At 69.1% G+C, this 18,785-nt stretch carries 16 protein-coding genes; 10 read left to right on the top strand and 6 right to left on the bottom strand.

Annotated features, from left to right (window positions below; all coding sequences use genetic code 11):
* The first annotated feature begins 5 nt into the window (after positions 1 to 5).
* The 4 genes from QE399_RS17850 to QE399_RS17835 all read left to right on the top strand — a co-directional run bounded on the left by QE399_RS17850 (position 6) and on the right by QE399_RS17835 (position 5,404).
* Positions 6 to 938, top strand: coding sequence for an electron transfer flavoprotein subunit alpha/FixB family protein (locus tag QE399_RS17850; RefSeq protein WP_309830839.1), 933 nt, complete (start codon positions 6 to 8; stop codon positions 936 to 938).
* Between the two features lie 85 nt (positions 939 to 1,023).
* On the top strand, positions 1,024 to 2,844 hold the full coding sequence (locus tag QE399_RS17845; RefSeq protein WP_309830837.1) for an acyl-CoA dehydrogenase: 1,821 nt from the start codon (positions 1,024 to 1,026) through the stop codon (positions 2,842 to 2,844).
* A gap of 250 nt (positions 2,845 to 3,094) precedes the next feature.
* The gene (locus QE399_RS17840; RefSeq protein WP_309830835.1) at positions 3,095 to 4,054 is read left to right on the top strand and encodes an NAD(P)H-dependent flavin oxidoreductase; all 960 of its coding nucleotides are present in this window, start codon (positions 3,095 to 3,097) and stop codon (positions 4,052 to 4,054) included.
* A 231-nt stretch (positions 4,055 to 4,285) separates the two neighbouring features.
* Positions 4,286 to 5,404 carry an acyltransferase family protein gene (locus QE399_RS17835; protein WP_309830833.1) on the top strand — a complete coding sequence of 373 codons (1,119 nt, stop codon included), beginning with the start codon at positions 4,286 to 4,288 and terminating at the stop codon, positions 5,402 to 5,404.
* Positions 5,405 to 5,423: 19 nt separating this feature from the next.
* Here QE399_RS17835 and rnk read toward each other — a convergent pair whose 3' ends face one another.
* On the bottom strand, positions 5,424 to 5,837 hold the full coding sequence (gene rnk / locus QE399_RS17830; RefSeq protein ID WP_309830831.1) for a nucleoside diphosphate kinase regulator: 414 nt from the start codon (positions 5,835 to 5,837) through the stop codon (positions 5,424 to 5,426).
* 194 nt (positions 5,838 to 6,031) lie between these two features.
* Here rnk and QE399_RS17825 point away from each other — a divergent pair, with 194 nt between their 5' ends.
* From QE399_RS17825 to QE399_RS17805, 5 genes are all read left to right on the top strand, one after another.
* Positions 6,032 to 7,147 carry a PA0069 family radical SAM protein gene (locus QE399_RS17825; RefSeq protein WP_309830829.1) on the top strand — a complete coding sequence of 372 codons (1,116 nt, stop codon included), beginning with the start codon at positions 6,032 to 6,034 and terminating at the stop codon, positions 7,145 to 7,147.
* A gap of 65 nt (positions 7,148 to 7,212) precedes the next feature.
* On the top strand, positions 7,213 to 7,770 hold the full coding sequence (locus tag QE399_RS17820) for an RNA polymerase sigma factor (protein WP_309830827.1): 558 nt from the start codon (positions 7,213 to 7,215) through the stop codon (positions 7,768 to 7,770).
* Complete coding sequence (locus QE399_RS17815) at positions 7,770 to 8,783, top strand: FecR family protein (RefSeq protein WP_309832173.1); 1,014 nt, start codon at positions 7,770 to 7,772, stop codon at positions 8,781 to 8,783. Before QE399_RS17820 ends, QE399_RS17815 begins: the two co-directional genes overlap by 1 nt.
* A 286-nt stretch (positions 8,784 to 9,069) precedes the next feature.
* Entirely contained in the window at positions 9,070 to 11,529 is a 2,460-nt protein-coding gene (locus QE399_RS17810; protein WP_309830825.1) for a TonB-dependent siderophore receptor, read from the top strand.
* The gene (locus QE399_RS17805) at positions 11,529 to 12,749 is read left to right on the top strand and encodes a PepSY-associated TM helix domain-containing protein (RefSeq protein WP_309830824.1); all 1,221 of its coding nucleotides are present in this window, start codon (positions 11,529 to 11,531) and stop codon (positions 12,747 to 12,749) included. The genes QE399_RS17810 and QE399_RS17805 overlap by 1 nt, the downstream gene beginning before the upstream one ends.
* Before the next feature lie 138 nt (positions 12,750 to 12,887).
* Here the strand turns inward: QE399_RS17805 and fghA are convergent, their stop codons facing one another.
* Both fghA and QE399_RS17795 read right to left on the bottom strand, forming a co-directional pair.
* Positions 12,888 to 13,757: an S-formylglutathione hydrolase gene (gene fghA / locus QE399_RS17800; protein ID WP_309830822.1), complete on the bottom strand. Its 870-nt coding sequence runs from the start codon at positions 13,755 to 13,757 to the stop codon at positions 12,888 to 12,890.
* Between the two features lie 115 nt (positions 13,758 to 13,872).
* Complete coding sequence (locus QE399_RS17795; protein ID WP_309832172.1) at positions 13,873 to 14,988, bottom strand: S-(hydroxymethyl)glutathione dehydrogenase/class III alcohol dehydrogenase; 1,116 nt, start codon at positions 14,986 to 14,988, stop codon at positions 13,873 to 13,875.
* A 280-nt stretch (positions 14,989 to 15,268) separates the two neighbouring features.
* On the opposite strand from QE399_RS17795, the gene QE399_RS17790 reads away from it, so the two are divergent.
* Positions 15,269 to 16,291 carry a GlxA family transcriptional regulator gene (locus QE399_RS17790; protein ID WP_309830820.1) on the top strand — a complete coding sequence of 341 codons (1,023 nt, stop codon included), beginning with the start codon at positions 15,269 to 15,271 and terminating at the stop codon, positions 16,289 to 16,291.
* Positions 16,292 to 16,440: 149 nt separating this feature from the next.
* On the opposite strand, the gene gltA is transcribed toward QE399_RS17790, so the two are convergent.
* Genes gltA through QE399_RS17775 form a run of 3 tightly spaced genes read right to left on the bottom strand, consistent with a single transcriptional unit; the run spans position 16,441 to position 18,760 of the window.
* The gene (gltA, locus tag QE399_RS17785) at positions 16,441 to 17,751 is read right to left on the bottom strand and encodes a citrate synthase (protein ID WP_309830819.1); all 1,311 of its coding nucleotides are present in this window, start codon (positions 17,749 to 17,751) and stop codon (positions 16,441 to 16,443) included.
* Between the two features lie 2 nt (positions 17,752 to 17,753).
* Entirely contained in the window at positions 17,754 to 18,059 is a 306-nt protein-coding gene (locus QE399_RS17780) for an FAD assembly factor SdhE (protein WP_405043874.1), read from the bottom strand.
* Positions 18,059 to 18,760 carry a succinate dehydrogenase iron-sulfur subunit gene (locus QE399_RS17775; RefSeq protein WP_309830815.1) on the bottom strand — a complete coding sequence of 234 codons (702 nt, stop codon included), beginning with the start codon at positions 18,758 to 18,760 and terminating at the stop codon, positions 18,059 to 18,061. The genes QE399_RS17780 and QE399_RS17775 overlap by 1 nt, the downstream gene beginning before the upstream one ends.
* Between the last annotated feature and the right edge of the window lie 25 nt (positions 18,761 to 18,785).

Genomic DNA, 18,785 nt, shown 5'->3' with positions numbered 1-18,785 from the left:
ACGACATGACCGCACTCGTCATTGCAGAACACGACAACGCCAGCATCAAGCCCGCCACCCTGAACACCGTTACCGCCGCCATCGCCTGCGGCGGCGACGTGCACGTGCTGGTGGCCGGCAGCGGCGCCGACGCCGCCGCCCAGGCCGCCGCCCAGATCGCCGGCGTCAGCAAAGTCATCCTGGCCGACGGCGCCAGCCTGAAGGACGGCCTGGCCGAGAACGTCGCCGCCCAGGTGCTCGCCATTGCGTCCCACTACAGCCACATCCTGTTCCCCGCCACCGCCGGCGGCAAGAACGTGGCCCCCCGCGTGGCTGCCAAGCTCGACGTCGCCCAGATCAGCGACATCACCAAGGTGGACAGCCCCGACACCTTCGAGCGCCCCATCTACGCCGGCAACGCCATCGCCACCGTGCAAAGCAGCGACAGCGTGAAGGTCATCACCGTGCGTACCACCGGCTTCGACGCCGCAGCCGCCACCGGTGGGTCCGCTGCGGTCGAGAAAGCCGACGCCGCCGCCGACTCCGGCAAGAGCAGCTTCGTGGGCCGCGAAGTCACCAAGAGCGACCGCCCCGAGCTGACCGCCGCCAAGATCATCGTCTCCGGTGGCCGGGCGCTGGGCAGCAGCGAGAAGTTCAACGAAGTGATCACGCCGCTCGCGGACAAGCTGGGCGCGGCCATCGGCGCCAGCCGCGCAGCGGTGGATGCGGGCTACGCCCCCAACGACCTGCAGGTGGGCCAGACGGGCAAGATCGTGGCGCCGCAACTGTACATCGCAGCCGGCATCTCGGGCGCCATCCAGCACTTGGCGGGCATGAAGGACTCCAAGGTGATCGTGGCGATCAACAAGGACCCCGAGGCGCCGATCTTCAGCGTGGCCGACTACGGGCTGGAGGCCGATCTCTTTACCGCCGTACCGGAGCTGGTCAAGGCGCTGTAAGCGCCGCGGACCGAGCCAGCGCGCTGACGAAGGCATCGCTTGCGATGCCTTTTTTTCGACATTTTTTGCCCCCGGAGACAACGACATGAGCTACACCGCCCCCGTCAAGGACATGCTGTTCGCCATCGAGCACCTGGCGCGCATCGACCAGGTTGCGCAACTGCCTGGCTTCGAGGATGCGGGCCTGGAGACTGCGCAGGCGGTGCTGGAGGAGTGCGCCAAGTTCACCGAGGGCGTGGTCGCTCCGCTGAACGTGGAGGGCGACCGCAACCCTTCGTCGTGGAAAGACGGCGTGGTCACGACCACGCCAGGTTTCAAGGAGGCCTTCCGCCAGTACGCCGAAGGCGGTTGGCAGGGCCTGCAGCACCCGGCCGGCTTCGGCGGCCAGGGTCTGCCCAAGACCATCGGCGCGGCCTGCAGCGAGATGCTGAACAGCGCCAACATGAGCTTCGCCCTGTGCCCGCTGCTGACCGATGGCGCCATCGAGGCGCTGATCACCGCCGGCAGCGAGCAGCTCAAGGCCACCTACCTGGAGAAGCTGGTGACGGGCGAATGGACCGGCACCATGAACCTGACCGAGCCGCAGGCCGGCAGTGACCTCGCTCTGGTGCGCACGCGCGCCGAGCCGCAGGGCGATGGCAGCTACAAGGTCTTCGGCACCAAGATCTTCATCACCTACGGCGAGCACGACATGGCCGCCAACATCGTGCACCTGGTGCTGGCGCGCGTGGCCGGTGCGCCGGAGGGCGTCAAGGGCATCAGCCTGTTCGTGGTGCCCAAGTTCCTGGTGAACGCAGACGGCTCGCTGGGCGAGCGCAACGATGCGCACTGCGTCTCCATCGAACACAAGCTGGGCATCAAGGCCTCGCCCACGGCCGTGCTGCAGTTCGGCGACGGCCTGGCGGCGAGCATCGCGGACAGCGCCGGACCCGGCGCCGTGGGCTATCTGGTGGGCGAAGAGAACCGCGGCCTGGAATACATGTTCATCATGATGAATGCCGCCCGCTATGCCGTGGGCCTGCAGGGCATCGCCATCGCCGAGCGTGCCTACCAGAAGGCCGTGGGCTACGCCCGCGACCGCGTGCAGAGCCGTCCCGTGGACGGCAGCGTGGCGGGCAGCGCGCCCATCATCCACCACCCTGACGTGCGCCGCATGTTGATGACGATGCGGGCCTACACCGAGGGCTGCCGCGCCATGGCCACCACGGCTGCGGCCGCCTACGACGCGTCCCACCACCACCCGGATGCCCGTGTTGCTAAGGACAACGCGGCGTTCTACGAATTCCTGGTGCCGCTGGTCAAGGGCTACAGCACCGAGATGAGCCTGGAGGTGACCAGCCTGGGCGTGCAGGTGCACGGCGGCATGGGCTTCATCGAGGAGACGGGCGCGGCGCAGTACTACCGCGACGCCAAGATCCTCACCATCTACGAAGGCACCACCGCCATCCAGGCCAACGACCTGGTGGGCCGCAAAACGGCGCGCGACGGCGGCCAGACCGCCCAGGCCCTGGCAGCCCAGGTCGAGAAGACCGAGGCCGAACTGCAGGCCAGCGGTACCGAGGCCGCCCGCGCCGTCGCGCAGCGCCTGGCCGCGGCGCGGCAGGCCTTCGTGGACGTGGTGGGCTTCGTGGCCGGCCAGACCAAGTCCGACCCCAACGCCGTCTTCGCGGGCAGCGTGCCCTACCTGATGCTGGCGGGCAACCTGGTGGCCGGCTGGCAGATGGCGCGGGCCCTGCTGGTGGCGCAGACGCTGTTGCCCACGGGACAGGACACGGCGTTCCTGAACGCGAAGATCGCCACTGCGCGCTTCTATGCCGAGCACATCCTCGTCAAGGCCGGCGGCCTGCGCGATGCGATCGTCGAAGGCGCGGGCAGCGTGACGGCGTTGCCGCTGGACGCGTTCTGAACGGCGCATCGCCCCGCGTGGCCGCGCTGCCTCGTCCTCGCATCGCCTGCGGCAAGAGGTGGCGAGCGATGGCCGCGCGGTCGCCGGCATGCAGCCGCCGCCGGGCGGCCTGGGCTGTGCGCGGCAGAGCCCTCGGTCGCGGCGGCACAGCAGGATGCAGAAGTATTTGCTATTGAATTAATAGCTGCTTGCGCTTGATGGATAAGCGCTGCAGCCGGTTTTGGTTCGTATTCAACACAGGAGACCCGCCATGGCCCAGTTGCCGCCCGTGCTTCAAAAACTCGCCTTGCCGGTGATCGGCTCGCCGCTGTTCATCATCAGCAACCCCAAGCTGGTCATCGCGCAGTGCCAGGCCGGCATCGTGGGCTCCATGCCGGCGCTCAATGCGCGGCCTGCGGAACTGCTCGACGAGTGGCTGGCGGAAATCACCGAGACCCTGGCCGCGTGGGACCGGGCGAACCCCGACCGCCCCTCGGCCCCCTTCGCCATCAACCAGATCGTGCACAAGAGCAATGACCGGCTGGAGCACGACATGCAGGTGTGCGCCAAGTACAAGGTGCCCATCGTCATCACCAGCCTGGGCGCGCGCGAGGACGTGAACCAGGCCGTGCACGGCTGGGGCGGCGTGGTGCTGCACGACATCATCAACAACAAGTTCGCCCACAAGGCGATCGAGAAGGGTGCCGACGGCCTGATCGCCGTGGCGGCCGGTGCCGGCGGCCATGCGGGCGTGAAGAGCCCGTTCGCGCTGATCCAGGAAATCCGCCAGTGGTTCGACGGCCCGGTGGCGCTGTCGGGCTCCATCGCCTCGGGCGGCGCGGTGCTGGCCGCGCAGGCCATGGGCGCCGACTTCGCGTACATCGGCTCGGCCTTCATCGCGACGCACGAGGCGCGCGCCAGCGACGCGTACAAGCAGGCCATCGTCGATGCCGACTCCGACGACATCGTCTACTCCAACCTGTTCACCGGTGTGCACGGCAACTACCTGGCGCCGTCCATCGTTGCGGCAGGGCTGGACCCGGCCAACCTGCCGGTGTCCGACCCGAGCGCGATGAACTTCGCCGGCGCTGGCGCGGCCAAGGCCTGGAAGGACATCTGGGGCTGCGGCCAGGGCATCGGCGCGGTCGATGCCGTGGTGGGCGCCGGCGAACTGGTCGCCCGCCTGGAGCGCGAGTACCGCGCAGCGCGCGAACGGCTGGCCCTGGCCTGACGCGGGCGGCACGGAGGCGGGCGGACCCGCGCCCGCCGTCCGCGCACCGGCCGCTGCGCGGCGGCGCCCCTCGCGCGGCAGCGCGCTCCGTCATGTGGCCGGCACAACGGGCAAGGCGCGGTGCGCAGGGGCGTGCACGCGATGCACGCCAGGGGCACAATAGCGGGCTTTGCCCCGCAGGCATCCCCTCCACAGCACCGCCGCGCTGCGCTTCTGCTTTCCGCCTTCCGCATGTCTTCCTCGTCCCGCAATACCTTGATCGACGCGATCAAGGGCCTGGCCTGCGCCACCATCGTCTGCCACCACCTCGCGTTCTACGGCCCCATGTCGGATGCGGCCCTGCCGCTCATGCCGGCGGTCGTGGACTGGTTCAGCACCTACGGCCGGATGGCGGTGCAGGTGTTCCTGGTGCTGGGCGGCTACCTGGCGGCGGCCAGCCTGGCGCCCGCCGGCGTGGCCCGCTTCGACAGCGCCTCGCAGCAGATCGGGCGGCGCTTCGTGCGGCTGGTTGTGCCGTACGCCGTCGCGCTGGTGGGCGCGGTGCTGGCGGCCGCTGCCGTGCGGCCCTGGATGGACCACCCGTCCGTGCCGGCCGACCCGGGCCTGTCGCAGCTGATTGCCAACGCGCTGCTGCTGCAGGACATCGTGGGCGAAGAGGCCCTGTCCGCCGGCGTCTGGTACGTGGCGATCGATTTCCAGCTGTTCGCCGTGACGGCGCTGCTGTTCGCGGCCGTGCGCCTGTGGCCGGGGGCGCAGGCGCAGCGCAAGGCGCGCGTGGCCCAGGTGCTGGTGGTGGCCGGCACGGCGGCGTCGCTGCTGGTCTTCAACCGCCAGCCGGGGCTGGACATGTGGGCCCTGTACTTCTGGGGCGCCTACGGCCTGGGCATGATGGCCTGCTGGGCGGTGCGTTCGCCGCGGCCGGGGCTCTGGCTGGCGGCGATGGCCTTCCTGGGCGGGATGTCGCTGGCGGTGGACTTCCGCGGGCGCATCGCCCTGGCGCTGTGCACGGCCATCGTCCTCGTGTTCCTGCTGCGCGAACCGGCTCCGGCCTGGGCGGCGCAGGGGGGCGAGCGCCTGCAGCGGCTCGGGCGCATGTCGTACTCGGTGTTCCTGGTGCACTTCCCGGTGTGCCTGCTGGTCAATGCCCTGGTCAGCCACTGGTGGCCGGGCGCGCCGCTGCTCAACGCTCTGGGCATGGCCGGGGCCTTCCTGCTGTCGCTGATGGCGGGGCGGCTGCTGTACCAGCGGGTGGAGCGCCACGTGCCGTCGTGGACGCAGGCGCTGCGCTGGCAGGCCGGGCTGGTGGGCACCGGCCTGGCCGTGGCGCTGGCGGGCGCGCTGCTGGGCTGAGCGCGTCGCCGTCGCCCCGTCAGCGGTGCAGGTCGCCCGCGCTCTCGGGCTGGTAGACGATCTGCTTCACCTGCACGGTCATGGGCTTGCCGCCCGGGCCGGGCCAGGCCAGTTCGTCGCCCACGGACAGTCCCAGCAGGGCACTGCCCACGGGCGCGAAGATCGACACGCGGTCTGCGCTGCCGTCCATGTCCCGCGGGTAGACGAGGCTCAGGCAGAAGTCCTTGCCCGTCTCGCGGATGGCGAACTGCACGGTCGAATTCATGGTGACGACGTCGGCGGGCATTTGCTCGGGCGCCACCACGTCGGCGCGGTCCAGCTCCGCCTGCAGGTCCGCCTTGCCCGGGAAGGCGCTGGCCGGAATGCCGGCCATGAGGGCTTCGATGCGGTCCACGTCCAGGGAGGACAGTGTGATGGAGGGCTTGCGCGCCATGGTGTTCACCTTGTGATGGAGGGGTGGTTGGAAAGGGTTCGATGAAAGGGCGGGACTGTAGCCCACGCGCAATCTCGCACTGCGGCGGCGGGGCAATGGCCGCGGCCACGAGCCCGCCGAACGACGGCAGCCGGCAGGCACGTGTCTGATAAGTACTGTATATTTAAACAGTTACTTCAAGCACGCCTGCCGCCATGTCCGACGCCTTCATTCCCGTCCAAGCCATCAAGGGCCGCGGGCTGGCCTCGCAGCACGCCCACCGCTTCTCGCGCGAGGCACGCGATGCGTTCGACGACGGCTGGAGCACGCTGGACGAGGTGCACGGCGGCGAGCCCGCAGCGGCCCCTGCCACCCGGGTCATCCTGGAGACGGCGCGCAGCGCGCTGACAAGCAACGACTCGCCCGACATCTTCTTCGACCAGTCCGTGAACCCCTACCGCGGCTGCGAGCATGGCTGCGTGTATTGCTACGCGCGGCCCACGCACAGCTACCTGAACCTGTCGCCGGGGCTGGACTTCGAGACGCAGATCATCGCCAAGCACAACATCGCCGACCTGTTGCGCCGCGAACTGGCCCGGCCGGCGCACGTGCCCACGCTGGTCAATATCGGCTCGGCGACGGACTGCTACCAGCCCGTGGAACGGGAGCTGCGCTTGACGCGCGGCCTCATCGAGGTGATGCGCGATGCGCGCCATCCGTTCTCGCTCATCACCAAGTCCAGCGGCGTGGAACGCGATGTGGACCTGCTGGCACCCCTGGCGCACGAGCGGCTTGCTGCGGCCTACGTCACGATCACCACGCTGGATGCGCGCCTGGCCCGCATCCTGGAGCCGCGCGCGGCCGCCCCGCACCGGCGGCTGCGCACCATCCGCACGCTGGCCGAGGCCGGCATTCCGGTGGGCGTGAGCGTGGCGCCGCAGATCCCCTTCATCAACGAAGACATGGAGCAGGTGCTGGAGGCCGCGCGCGATGCGGGCGCCACGTCGGCCTTCTACACCGTCGTGCGCCTGCCGTGGGAGGTGAACCCGCTCATGCGCGAATGGCTGGAGCAGCACTACCCCCAGCGCGCCGCGCGGGTGCTGGCGCGCATCCAGGACCTCCACGGCATCGACGAGGCCGGCCGTGCGGCCGGCAAGGCGTACGACGCCGACCACGCCACGCGCATGAAGGGCACGGGGCTGTGGGCCGACCTGCTGCGCCAGCGCTTCGCCCACGCCTGCCGGCGCCTGGGTCTGAACCGCCGGCGCATCGAACTGGATGTCACCCAGTTCCGGCCCGCATTGGCGCGGGGGCAGGGCTGCCTGTTCTGAAAAACGACCGGCAGGGGCATCGGTTGCGCCCTAGAATGCGAACGATTTGCAATAAATGGCATCGCATGCAGGCATCCTGCGAACCCCTGGAACCGACCCACAGCGCCGCGCTGCCGCAGCGCCAGGCGCTGGCCGATCTGCTGGCCAGCTACGCCGACCTGCGCCACTATCTGGCCGGGCGGCTGCGCAACGCTGCCGATGCGGGCGACATCGCGCAGTCCAGCTTTGCGCAGGCCTATGCCCACGCGCTGGAACATCCGGTCACCAATGCGCGGGCGCTGCTGTTCCAGGCGGCGCGCAATCTGTGGATCGACGGCCAGCGCCGGCGGCGTACCGAAGCCTCGGTCCTGGAAGCCTGGCTCGCGCGTCAGGACGACACGGTGCCCAGCGCCGAGCGCATCGTTGCCGCGCGCGAGCAGCTGGCGCGCGTGATCGCACGCATCGACCGCATGCCGCGCCTGCGCCGTGACGTGTTCGCCCGCGTGCGCCTGCATGGCCATACGCACGCGGAAGTGGGCTCGGCGCTCGGGCTCTCGCAGCGCGCCGTGGAGCAGCACGTGGCACGGGCGGTGTTCGATCTCTCCGACCTGGCCGCCAGTTGCAGGCCCGGGGGCGCCGCGTGATGCACGGAGACGCGGCCGACCCGCGCCGGGTGCAGCAGGCGCTGGGTTATCTGGCGGCCCTGCATGGCGGCGATGCGGCCCGCGCCGCCCAGGCCCAGGCGCAGGCCGAGCGTTGGCGGGCCCGCACGCCCGCCAACGAATCCGCATGGCAGGCGGCCCATGCGCGCTGGCAGGCCGTCGCCGGCCTGGCGCCGCAGTTGCGGGCCGATGTGTTTCCCGACGAAGCGTTGCCCATGGTCCGCGCGGCGCGGCGCCAGTGGCTGCGCCGTGCCGGCAGCGGCGCCGGCCTGCTGGGGATGGCCGCGTTCTCCGGCTGGTTCGGACTGCGCCACTGGAACCATGCGCCCACGTACGAAGCCCGGTGGACCACGCGGCCGCGCGAGCAGTTGCCGCGCATTCCGCTGCCCGACGGCAGCGTGCTGGCCCTGGCCGCCGACGGCGCGCTGCGGGCCCGTTTCTCGCGCCGGGATCGCAACGTGGTGCTGGACCGCGGGCATGCGTACTTCGATGTGGCCCGCGACCCGCAGCGGCCCTGGACGGTGCAGACCCGGCTGGGCCAAGTGGAGGTGCTGGGCACGGCCTTCGCCGTGAGCGATCGGGGCGGCGACGTGGCGGTGCGCGTGGAGCGCGGCCAGGTGCGGGTGCGCTCTGGCGATGGCACCCGCCGCGACCTGGTGGCGGGGCAGGCCGTGGTGCTGCACCCCGGTGGCGACGGCTCGGCCACCGCCACGCTGGGCGATGTGCACTCCTTTGCCCAGGGTGGCCTGTCCGATGTGGCCGCCTGGCGTGAAGGCTGGTGGCGGTTCACGGCGGTGCCGCTGGCCGATGTGGCCGCCGAATTCAGCGCCTACAGCGCCCGGCCGCTGCACGTGGCGCCGGCCGTTGCCGCGCTCACCCTCACGGGCAGCTTTCCGATCCAGCGGCCGCAGGTGCTGCTGGAGGCGTTGCCGCGCGCCCTGCCGGTGCGCGTGCGGCCTGACGGCGACGGCTGGCGCATCGAGCCTGCAGGCTAGGAGGCTGCGCGGCAGAACGAAAGAGTCGTCGGCTGCGGACGGCCTGCGAATGGGGCGCGGCGGCCCTTTCTCCAACCGGCTGGTCGGCCCATCTCGGATCCAGGACCCGCGGCCCCGGCAACCACTTTCTTTGCCAGAACCCCCGATCGCTTTCGAGGCCTCGTGCCGCGCAGACCCCTGGCCGTCGCGTCCGCCGCGCAGGGTTCAAAAAAAATTGTGGGGTATCGGCCGACCTGTTCGTCTTCCTGGGTGATTTCTCTCCAAATTCCCAAGGAAACCACCCGCCATGCGCGCCGACGCTCACCCGCACCGCCCTCCATTCCTCACCCTGCACGGCCCGTCGCGCAGCCCGATCGCGCTCGCCTGTCTGCTGGGCCTGGGCAGCGCTGCGGCGGTCGGCCTCTGGCCCGGCAGCATGGCGGCGGCCCATGCACAGAGCCCTTCCGTGGCCATCGATCTGCCCGCACAACCGCTGGAGTCCGCACTGCATGCGCTGTCGCGCCAGACCGGCGCGGCCATTGCCGTGGACGCGGGGCTGGCCGCCGGCCGGCAGGCGCCGGCGCTGCAGGGCCGCTACACCCCGCGCGAGGCGCTGGACCGGGTGCTGACGGGCTCGGGCCTGCTGGCCGTGGAGCAGGGCGGGGCCTTCGTGCTGCGGAGCGCGCCCGCGGCCGGTGGCACGGCGGCCACGCTGCGCGAGGTGACGGTGACGGCCGGTGCCGAGCGGGAGACCGCGACCGGCCCGGTACGCGGCTACGTCGCGCGGCGCAGCGCGACGGCCAGCAAGACGGACACGCCCATCGCCGAAATCCCGCAATCCATCTCGGTGGTGACCAGCGATGAACTGCGCAGCCGCCAGGCCGAGACGCTGGGCCAGGCCCTGGCCTATACGCCCGGCGTGACGAGCGAGTCGACCAGCTTCAGCCGCACCGCCGACCGCTTCCGCATCCGCGGCATGGACGTCGAGGCCGCCACGGGCGGTTCACTGCGCGATGGCCTGCGGCTACAAAGCAACTCCTACGACGGCGTGCAGGAACCCTACGGTCTGGAACGCGTGGAGGTGGTGCGTGGTGCAGCCTCCGTGCTCTATGGGCAGTTGTCGCCAGGCGGGTTGGTCAATGCGGTCAGCAAACGGCCGACCTTCACGCCGCTGCGCGAAGTGGGCCTGCAACTGGGCAACCACAGCCGCAAGCAGGTCACGGCCGACTTCGGCGGTGCCCTGGCCGACGATGTGGCCTACCGCCTCACCTTCCTGGGCCGCGACAGCGATACCGCGCAACGCTTTATCCAGGACGACAAGATCTACTTCGCCCCGTCGCTCACTTGGCAGCCCAGCGCTGCCACCTCGCTGAGCCTGCTTTCGTTCTATCAAAAGACCAACACCCGCTTCTCCGCGCCGCTGCCCTACCAACTGGTGGACGGTCACGCCACCGGCCCCTACCGGATCAGCCGTGGCGCCTTCATCGGCGAGCCGGGCTACGACGAGATGAAGGGCGAGATGTTCGCGCTTGGCTATGAGTTGGACCACACGTTCAGCGACAGCCTGAAGCTCAGCCACCGAGCCCGCTATTTCAAGTCCGAAGTCGATTGGAACTATTTGCAGGTGCAGACCAGCGCCGCCGCCATCCGTACCGCGGCCACCACCGGCATCCTGGCCCGCCAGTACAGCGACCGCCGCGAGCGTCCTGAAGGCCTGGCCACCGACACCCGTCTGGAGTGGACCGCCCATCACGGCGATGTGGAACACCGCGTGCTGGTGGGCCTGGACGCATACAAGACCGAATGGGACTCGACCAACTTCCGCGCCAATGCGCCTTCGCTGAACCTGGCGACCTATGACTATGGCCAGCCAGTCAACGTCGTGCGCACCACCGCCCTGGACCGCGGATCGCTCATCGAAACCACCCAGGCCGGCCTCTACATGCAGGACCAGATCAACATCGGCGAGCACTGGACCGCGCTGCTGGGCGTGCGCCACGACTGGGCTGACCAAAAGCAGACCCAGCATCGCAACCAGGCTCGCGCAACGCAGGACAACCAGGCAACCACTTGGCGCGCCGGGCTGGTCTACAAGTTCGACAACGGCGTGGCGCCCTACCTGAGCTACAGCGAGTCGTTCTACCCGGTTCAGGCGGCCGATGCCGCCGGTCAGCAGTTCAAACCCACCGCCGGGCGTCAATACGAGGTCGGCGTGCGCTACCAGCCCTCGGGCCGCGATTTTCTGCTGAGCGCTGCCGTTTATGAGTTGCGTCAGACCGACGTGCTGAAGTACGACGCCAGCCGCGACCTTTACCTGCAGGCCGGCGAAGTTCGCTCTCGCGGCCTGGAACTGGAGGCCAAGGGAGCACTGAGCAAGAGCGTGAACGCGGTCGCCTCCTACGCCTATACCGACGCACGCATCACCCGCAGCACGATTGCCAGCGAAATTGGTCAGCGCAGTGAGGACACGCCCTACAACCAGGTCTCGGTCTGGCTCGACTACAGCTTCTCGCAGTGGGGCCTACCCGGCCTGAACGTGGGGATTGGCGCGCGCTACAAGGGCGCAACCAAAGCATCGGGCATCGCCACGGCCATTCCGGCATACACCATGCTCGACGCGCTGGTCCGCTACCGCATCGACCCACACTGGGACCTCAGCTTGAACGTGGCCAATCTGGCCGACAAGAAATTCACGCACTGCGAGTTCGCCATCTGCCGCTACGGCGACGAGCGCCAGGTGGCCGCCAACCTGACCTACCGCTGGTGATGGCGACGCGCCGCGCGTCGCTGCGGGGCACCCTGGTGGTGGCCCACCGCGTCGCGGGCCTGGCGCTGGCCGCCTTCCTGCTGGTGGCCGGGCTGACCGGCAGCGTGCTGGCCTGGAACGCAGAGCTGGACGCGGCGCTCAACCCCCACTGGCTGCGGATGGCGCCCGCGAGCGCCGATGCGCCCAGGCTGCACGGCCTGGCGCTGCGCGACGCTGTGCAGGCACGCTACCCCGGGGCGGTAGTGGCGCGTGTCCCCCTGGCCCAGGAGCCCGGCCGCGCCGCGGTCTTCTGGCTGCGGCCCCAGCCCGGCGCCGCGGCGCTGGACAACGACCAAGTCTTCGTCGATCCCTACACCGGCCGCATCCTCGGCGAGCGGCGCTGGGGCGACCTGTCGCAGACCTGGCGCAACCTGGTGCCGTTCCTGTACCGCCTGCATTACTCGCTGGCGCTGGGAAGCGTGGGCACCTGGCTGCTGGGGCTGGTGTCGCTGCTGTGGATGGTCGACAGCGTCGTGGGCGCGTACCTGACGCTGCCTGCCAGGGCCAGCGGCGCGGCCCGCGGGGGCAAGACGGGACGCGCGGGCTGGGCTGCGCGCTGGGCGCGGTCGTGGCAGCTCGACCTCGGCAGCCGCTGGCGCGCCACCTTCGATCTGCACCGCGCCGGCGGCCTGTGGCTGTGGCCCGCGTTGTTCGTCCTGGCCTGGAGCAGCTTTGCCCTCAACCTGCCCCAGTGGCACGACCCGTTGCTCCAGCGCGTGGTCCCGCAGCAGCCCGCGCTGGCCGACCTGCCCCGGCGGGCCGCGCCGCTGCGCCAGCCCGCGCTGGACTGGCCGGCTGCCCACCAGCGCGCGCGGGAGCTGATGCACACGGTCGCCGCGCAGCGCGGGTTCACGGTGCTGGCTGAAAGCTCATTGGCCTACGACCCGGGGCGCGGGCTGTACCGCTACGACGTGCGCAGCAGCCTGGACATCAAGGACCAGGGCGGCAGCACTCGGCTGTTTCTGGACGCCGGCACCGGCGCGCTGGTGCTCGCCTGGCTGCCCACCGGCGGCGCGGCGGGCGATACCTTCGTCACCTGGATGAGCAGCCTGCACATGGCGGCCGTGGGCGGGTGGCCCTACAAGCTGGCGGTCACGCTCGCGGGTGCCGGCGTGGCCTTGCTCAGCGTGACGGGCGTGCTGATCTGGCGGCGCAAAGCGCGCGCCCGGCGGATGCGGTAAGGCGCTGGCCTGCCGTGCCAACGGCGTCCGGCGGGCTGGCCGCGCTCCCTGCGCCAAGCCGGGGCGCGGCCCTCATCCAGGCGGGGTCCTGCCGCCGGCAGGCACGCGGCCCTGCCGCCGAGCCGGGCGCTAGCTGATTCAGCCCAGGGCCTGCGCGTGGTGCCGCAGGTGGTCTTCCATGAAGGTCTGGATGAAGTAGTAGCCGTGGTCATAGCCCGGCTGGCGGCGCAGGGTCAGGGGCTGGCCGATGGCGGTGCAGGCGGCCTCGAAGGCTTCGGGCAGCAACTGCTTTTCGTGCAGGAATTTGTCGGCCATGCCTTGGTCGATCAGGATGCCGGCGGGGTAGGGCGCGATCGGCTGGTGCTGCATGAGCGCGGTGGCGTCGTGCTCGGTCCAGGTGCTGCGGTCCGGGCCGAGGTAGCCGGTGAAGGCTTTCTCGCCCCACGGGCACTGCGTGGGCGCGCTGATGGGCGCGAAGGCCGACAGGGACTTGAACACGCCCGGGTGGCGCAGGGCCAGCGTGAGCGCGCCGTGGCCGCCCATCGAATGGCCGAAGATCCCCAGGCGCTGGGCGTCGATGGGCAGGTGTTGCGCGATCAGCGGCAGCAGCTCCTGGACGAGGTAGCTCTCCATGCGCCAGTGCGTGCGCCAGGGCGCCTGCGTGGCGTCGAGGTAGAAGCCCGCGCCGATGCCGAAATCCCAGCTCGCCTTGGCGCCGTCGATGGATTCAGCCGCCTCGCCGCGCGGGCTGGTGTCCGGCGCGATCAGGGCCAGGTTCAGCTCGGCCGCCAGGCGCTGGGCACCGGCCTTGGTCATGAAGGTCTCTTCGTTGCAGGTCAGGCCGGCCAGGTAGAGCAGGGCGGGCACCTTGTCGCCCGCCACGGCGTTCGGCGGCAGGTAGACCGAGAACTTCATCGGCAGGCCGATCTCTGCGGAGTCGTGCTGGTAGAAGCGCTGCGCGCCGCCGAAGCAGGCATGCGCGTTCAGGAGTTCGAAAGGACTGGCCATGGGAATTCCATCAAAAACAATAGCTGGTAGCGCTTTTAAATAAAGGGTTTCAGATACTTTTATATCTGAAACCCTTATGGCTGAAGCGCTGGCTGCTATCTTTATTGCATACGGATCAGGCGGCGTACTTCACCACCGAGCGGATGGACTTGCCTTCGTGCATCAGGTCGAAGGCTTCGTTGATCTGGTCGAGGCCCATGGTGTGGGTCACGAACGGCTCCAGCTGGATCTTGCCGGCCATGGCGTCTTCCACCATGCCGGGCAGCTCGCTGCGGCCCTTGACGCCGCCGAAGGCCGTGCCCAGCCACTTGCGGCCCGTCACCAGCTGGAAGGGGCGGGTGCTGATTTCCTGGCCCGCGCCGGCCACGCCGATGATGACCGACTGGCCCCAGCCGCGGTGCGCGCATTCCAGCGCAGCACGCATGACATGGGTGTTGCCGATGCACTCGAACGAGTGGTCCACGCCCCAGGTCGTCATCTCCACGATCACCTGCTGGATCGGCTTGTCGAAGTCCTTGGGGTTGATGCAGTCCGTCGCGCCGAAGGTCTTGGCCAGGTCGAACTTGCTGGGGTTGGTGTCGATGGCGATGATGCGGCCGGCCTTGGCCAGCTTGGCGCCCTGGATCACGGCCAGGCCGATGCCGCCCAGGCCGAATACGGCGACGGTGTCGCCCTCCTGCACCTTGGCGGTGTTCTTCACGGCGCCCAGGCCGGTCGTCACGCCGCAGCCCAGCAGGCAGACCTGCTCGGGGTTGGCGTCGGGGTTGATCTTGGCCAGCGAGACCTCGGCCACCACGGTGTATTCGCTGAACGTGCTGCAGCCCATGTAGTGGTAGATGGGCTGGCCGTTGTAGCTGAAGCGGGTCGTGCCGTCGGGCATCACGCCCTTGCCCTGGGTGGCGCGCACGGCCACGCAGAGGTTGGTCTTGCCGCTCTTGCAGAACAGGCACTCGCCGCATTCGGCGGTGTACAGCGGGATCACATGGTCGCCGGGCTTCACGCTGGTCACGCCTTCGCCCACTTCGACCACGATGCCCGCGCCTTCGTGGCCCAGCACCACGGGGAACAGGCCCTCGGGGTCTTCGCCGGAGAGCGTGAAGGCATCGGTGTGGCAGACGCCGGTGTCGGTGATCTTGATGAGCACTTCGCCCTTCTGGGGCGGCGCCACGTCGATCTCGACGATCTGCAGGGGTTCTCCGGCCTTGAAGGCCACGGCGGCTTTGGACTTGATGCTCATGGTGTGGTGTATGTCGGTACAGGGGGGAGGGCGCGCATGCCGCGGGCATCGGTGGGTGGCCGGCGGTCACACGCGGTGAACGGTCTCGGGTGAACAAGGTGCACTGTAGGCGATGTGCTCCGGCCACCGGGGCGGATGGCCGCTCGTTTTGGGGATATGGCCGAATCTGAGGGTACGCGGCCCGTGCGGACATGGCGCCTGCCCGCTCACGTATAGTCGGGCGCCCTTCGCGCGGGCACCCGTACCCGCCACCTCGCCTTGTTCTTGCCGCCCCATGGACCACCACCCTCCGCACGCTCACGCCCACGCCCACCGCATCGACCTCGTCGTCTACCCCGGCTTCAAGGCGCTGGAGGCCGTGGGGCCGATGTCGGTCTTCGACTATGCCAACGTGCACCTGCGCCAGCACGGGCGGCCGGACGGCTATGAGGTGCGCGTGGTGGCCGCGCACAAGGGCGCCGTGCCGTCGGACACGCTGATGGCCCTGAACGCCACGCACACCCTGGCCGAGCTGGAGCAGGACGGCACGGGCTGCACCGTCCTGCTGGTCGGCTCGCGCAACATCGAACAGGTGCTGGCCGCCTCGCCCGACCTCGTGGCGTGGACGGCGCGCGTGGCGCCCCAGGTGGCGCGGCTGATCGCGCTGTGCTCGGGCAGCTTCTTTCTGGCCGCGGCCGGGCTGCTCGATGGCCGCCGCGCGGCCACGCACTGGGGCGTGGCGGGCCTGCTGCGCCAGCGCTACCCGGCCATCGATGTGGACCCGGACGCGATCTATGTGCGCGACGGCCATCTGTGGACCTCGGCCGGCGTGACCGCCGGCATCGACCTGGCGCTGGCAGTGGTGGAGGAGGACTTCGGCCATGAACTGGCGCTGGAAGTGGCGCGCGATCTGGTCATGTACCTCAAGCGGCCGGGCGGGCAATCGCAGTTCAGCGTGCAGCTGGCCAGCCAGGCCACCGTGCACCGCGACATCCATGCCGTGCAGAACTGGGTGCTGCAGCACCTGGAAGAGCCCATGCCGCTGGCGGCGCTGGCCGCGCGCGCCGCGATGAGCGAGCGCCACTTCCGCCGCGTGTTCGCGCAGGAGACGGGGCAGACGCCCTCGGCCTTCGTCGAATCCGCCCGGTTGGAGGGCGCGCGGCGCCTGCTGGAGTCCCAATCGGCCCTGCCGCTCAAGACCGTCGCCGCGCGCGTGGGCCTGGGTTCGGAACAGGCGCTGCGCCATCTCTTCGTGCGCCACCTGGGCATCACGCCGCAGGCCTACCGCGAGCGTTTCGGAGGCGCTGCACGGCGCTGAAACCGGAAGGCGGCGGGCCCACCACGGCGCGGGGCTCCGTGGCCTGCGCGCTGCCGACGGTCACCGGGCGCTCCATGAAAAAAGCCCGCAGGCAGCGATGCCTGCGGGCTGGGCTTTCCGTGCAGACCGTAGCGGTCCGCAGGGGCCGATCAGCGCTTGCCGATGGGCTGCACTTCGCGGCGCTCGGCGCCCACGAACAGCTGGCGGGGACGGCCGATCTTGTACTCGGGGTCGCCGATCATTTCGTTCAGCTGGGCGATCCAGCCCACGGTGCGGGCCAGGGCGAAGATGCCGGTGAACAGGTTCACCGGGATGCCGATGGCGCGCTGCACGATGCCGGAGTAGAAGTCGACGTTCGGGTAGAGCTTGCGCTGCACGAAGTAGTCGTCTTCCAGGGCGATCTTTTCCAGCTCCTTGGCCAGCTTGAACAACGGGTCGTTTTCCAGGCCCAGCTCGGCCAGCACTTCATTGCAAGTCTCTTGCATGAGCTTGGCGCGGGGGTCGTAGTTCTTGTACACGCGGTGGCCGAAGCCCATCAGCTTAACGCCGGAGTTCTTGTCCTTCACCTGCTTGATGAAGTCGCCGATCTTCTCCACGCCGCCCTGGGCCTGGATGTCGTGCAGCATGTTCAGGGCCGCTTCGTTGGCGCCGCCGTGGGCAGGGCCCCAGAGGCAGGCCACGCCGGCGGCGATGGCTGCGAACGGGTTCGTGCCGGACGAGCCGCACAGGCGCACCGTGGAGGTGGAGGCGTTCTGTTCGTGGTCTGCGTGCAGGATGAAGATGCGGTCCAGCGCGCGTTCCAGCACGGGGTTGACCTTGTACTCGGCGCAGGGCGTGCCGAACATCATGCGCAGGAAGTTGCCGGCGTACGACAGGTCGTTCTGCGGGTACATGTAGGGCTCGCCCTTGCCGTACTTGTACGCCATGGCCACCAGGGTGGGCATCTTGGCGATCAGGCGGATGGCCGAGATCTCGCGGTGCTGCGGATTGTTGATGTCCGTGCTGTCGTGGTAGAAGGCCGACAGGGCGCCCACCAGACCGGTCAGCACGGCCATCGGGTGCGCGTCGCGGCGGAAGCCACGCAGGAAGAACTGCATCTGCTCGTGGACCATCGTGTGGTTGGTCACGCGGTCGTTGAATTCCTTCTTCTGCGTGTCGTTGGGCAGTTCGCCGTTCAGCAGCAGATAACAGGTTTCGAGGTAGTCGCAGTTCGTGGCGAGCTGCTCGATGGGGTAGCCGCGGTACAGCAGCTCACCCTTGTCGCCGTCGATGTAGGTGATGGAAGACTGGCAGGCGGCCGTCGACAGGAAGCCGGGGTCGTACGTGAACATGCCCGTCTGCGCATACAGCTTGCGGATGTCGACGACATCCGGGCCGATGCTGCCTTGGTACACGGGGAGTTCCACACTCGGGCTGCCGTTGCTGAACGATAGCGTCGCTTTGTTGTCTGCCAGTTTCATTTTCAGTTTCCTTCTTTGAGCGGAGGGGATGCTGGCGCCCTGCGGCGCAGCTGTTCAAGCACTTCCCTGACTTCCCGGGTGTCGACCTCGCCCGCAGGCTCCTTGCGCCGCAGCAGCAAGTCGAGCAGGTCGTTGTCGGACAGGTCCATCAGGGTCGTGAGACCTTGCGCCTGGCTGGCAGTCAGGCGCGGGCCGTAGGTGGCGAAGAACTGCTCGATGAACAGATCGTTCTCCACCAGGCCGCGGCGGCAGCGCCACTGCAGCTTGGCCTTTTCACGTTCGTCCAAAAGTTCTTCGGCCATTGTCATCAGATGGCGCGTCGCACCATCAGTTCCTTGATCTTGCCGATGGCCTTCGTGGGGTTGAGGCCCTTGGGGCACACGTCCACGCAGTTCATGATGGTGTGGCAGCGGAACAGGCGGTACGGGTCTTCCAGGTTGTCGAGGCGCGCGCCCGTGGCTTCGTCGCGGCTGTCGGCGATGAAGCGGTAGGCCTGCAGCAGGCCGGCGGGGCCCACGAACTTGTCGGGGTTCCACCAGAAGCTGGGGCAGCTCGTCGAGCAGCTCGCGCACAGGATGCACTCGTACAGTCCGTTGAGCTCGTCGCGCTCCTCGGGGGACTGCAGACGTTCCTTCTCGGGCGGAATGCCTTCGGTGATCAGGTACGGCTTGATCGAGTTGTACTGCTTGAAGAACTGCGTCATGTCCACGATCAGATCGCGGATCACCGGCAGGCCGGGCAGCGGCTTGAGCACGATGGTGCCCTTGAGCGTGTTCATGTTGGTCAGGCACGCCAGACCGTTCTTGCCGTTGATGTTCATCGCGTCCGAGCCGCAGACGCCTTCGCGGCAGGAGCGGCGGAACGAGATGGAGGGGTCCTGGGCCTTGAGCTTGACCAGGGCGTCCAGCAGCATGCGCTCGTGGCCGTCGAGTTCGATCTCGACGGTCTGCATGTAGGGCTTGGCGTCCTTGTCCGGGTCGTAGCGATAGATTTGAAAGGTGCGCTTCATGTGGGGTTCTCGTGAGGCTGCGTGG

Source organism: Paracidovorax wautersii, from assembly GCF_031453675.1.
In the GTDB taxonomy this organism is placed as follows: Bacteria; Pseudomonadota; Gammaproteobacteria; order Burkholderiales; family Burkholderiaceae_C; genus Paracidovorax.
This window is presented reverse-complemented; position numbering and strand designations above follow the sequence as displayed.

What these genes read in the sequence shown, in the direction of transcription:
- QE399_RS17775 (WP_309830815.1), bottom strand. Translation starts at nt 18,760, where the DNA reads ATGAAGCGCACCTTTCAAATCTATCGCTACGACCCGGACAAGGACGCC.
- QE399_RS17835 (WP_309830833.1), top strand. Translation starts at nt 4,286, where the DNA reads ATGTCTTCCTCGTCCCGCAATACCTTGATCGACGCGATCAAGGGCCTG.
- rnk (WP_309830831.1), bottom strand. Translation starts at nt 5,837, where the DNA reads ATGGCGCGCAAGCCCTCCATCACACTGTCCTCCCTGGACGTGGACCGC.
- QE399_RS17845 (WP_309830837.1), top strand. Translation starts at nt 1,024, where the DNA reads ATGAGCTACACCGCCCCCGTCAAGGACATGCTGTTCGCCATCGAGCAC.
- QE399_RS17815 (WP_309832173.1), top strand. Translation starts at nt 7,770, where the DNA reads ATGCACGGAGACGCGGCCGACCCGCGCCGGGTGCAGCAGGCGCTGGGT.
- QE399_RS17810 (WP_309830825.1), top strand. Translation starts at nt 9,070, where the DNA reads ATGCGCGCCGACGCTCACCCGCACCGCCCTCCATTCCTCACCCTGCAC.
- QE399_RS17820 (WP_309830827.1), top strand. Translation starts at nt 7,213, where the DNA reads ATGCAGGCATCCTGCGAACCCCTGGAACCGACCCACAGCGCCGCGCTG.
- fghA (WP_309830822.1), bottom strand. Translation starts at nt 13,757, where the DNA reads ATGGCCAGTCCTTTCGAACTCCTGAACGCGCATGCCTGCTTCGGCGGC.
- QE399_RS17850 (WP_309830839.1), top strand. Translation starts at nt 6, where the DNA reads ATGACCGCACTCGTCATTGCAGAACACGACAACGCCAGCATCAAGCCC.
- QE399_RS17825 (WP_309830829.1), top strand. Translation starts at nt 6,032, where the DNA reads ATGTCCGACGCCTTCATTCCCGTCCAAGCCATCAAGGGCCGCGGGCTG.
- QE399_RS17780 (WP_405043874.1), bottom strand. Translation starts at nt 18,059, where the DNA reads ATGACAATGGCCGAAGAACTTTTGGACGAACGTGAAAAGGCCAAGCTG.
- gltA (WP_309830819.1), bottom strand. Translation starts at nt 17,751, where the DNA reads ATGAAACTGGCAGACAACAAAGCGACGCTATCGTTCAGCAACGGCAGC.
- QE399_RS17840 (WP_309830835.1), top strand. Translation starts at nt 3,095, where the DNA reads ATGGCCCAGTTGCCGCCCGTGCTTCAAAAACTCGCCTTGCCGGTGATC.
- QE399_RS17790 (WP_309830820.1), top strand. Translation starts at nt 15,269, where the DNA reads ATGGACCACCACCCTCCGCACGCTCACGCCCACGCCCACCGCATCGAC.
- QE399_RS17805 (WP_309830824.1), top strand. Translation starts at nt 11,529, where the DNA reads ATGGCGACGCGCCGCGCGTCGCTGCGGGGCACCCTGGTGGTGGCCCAC.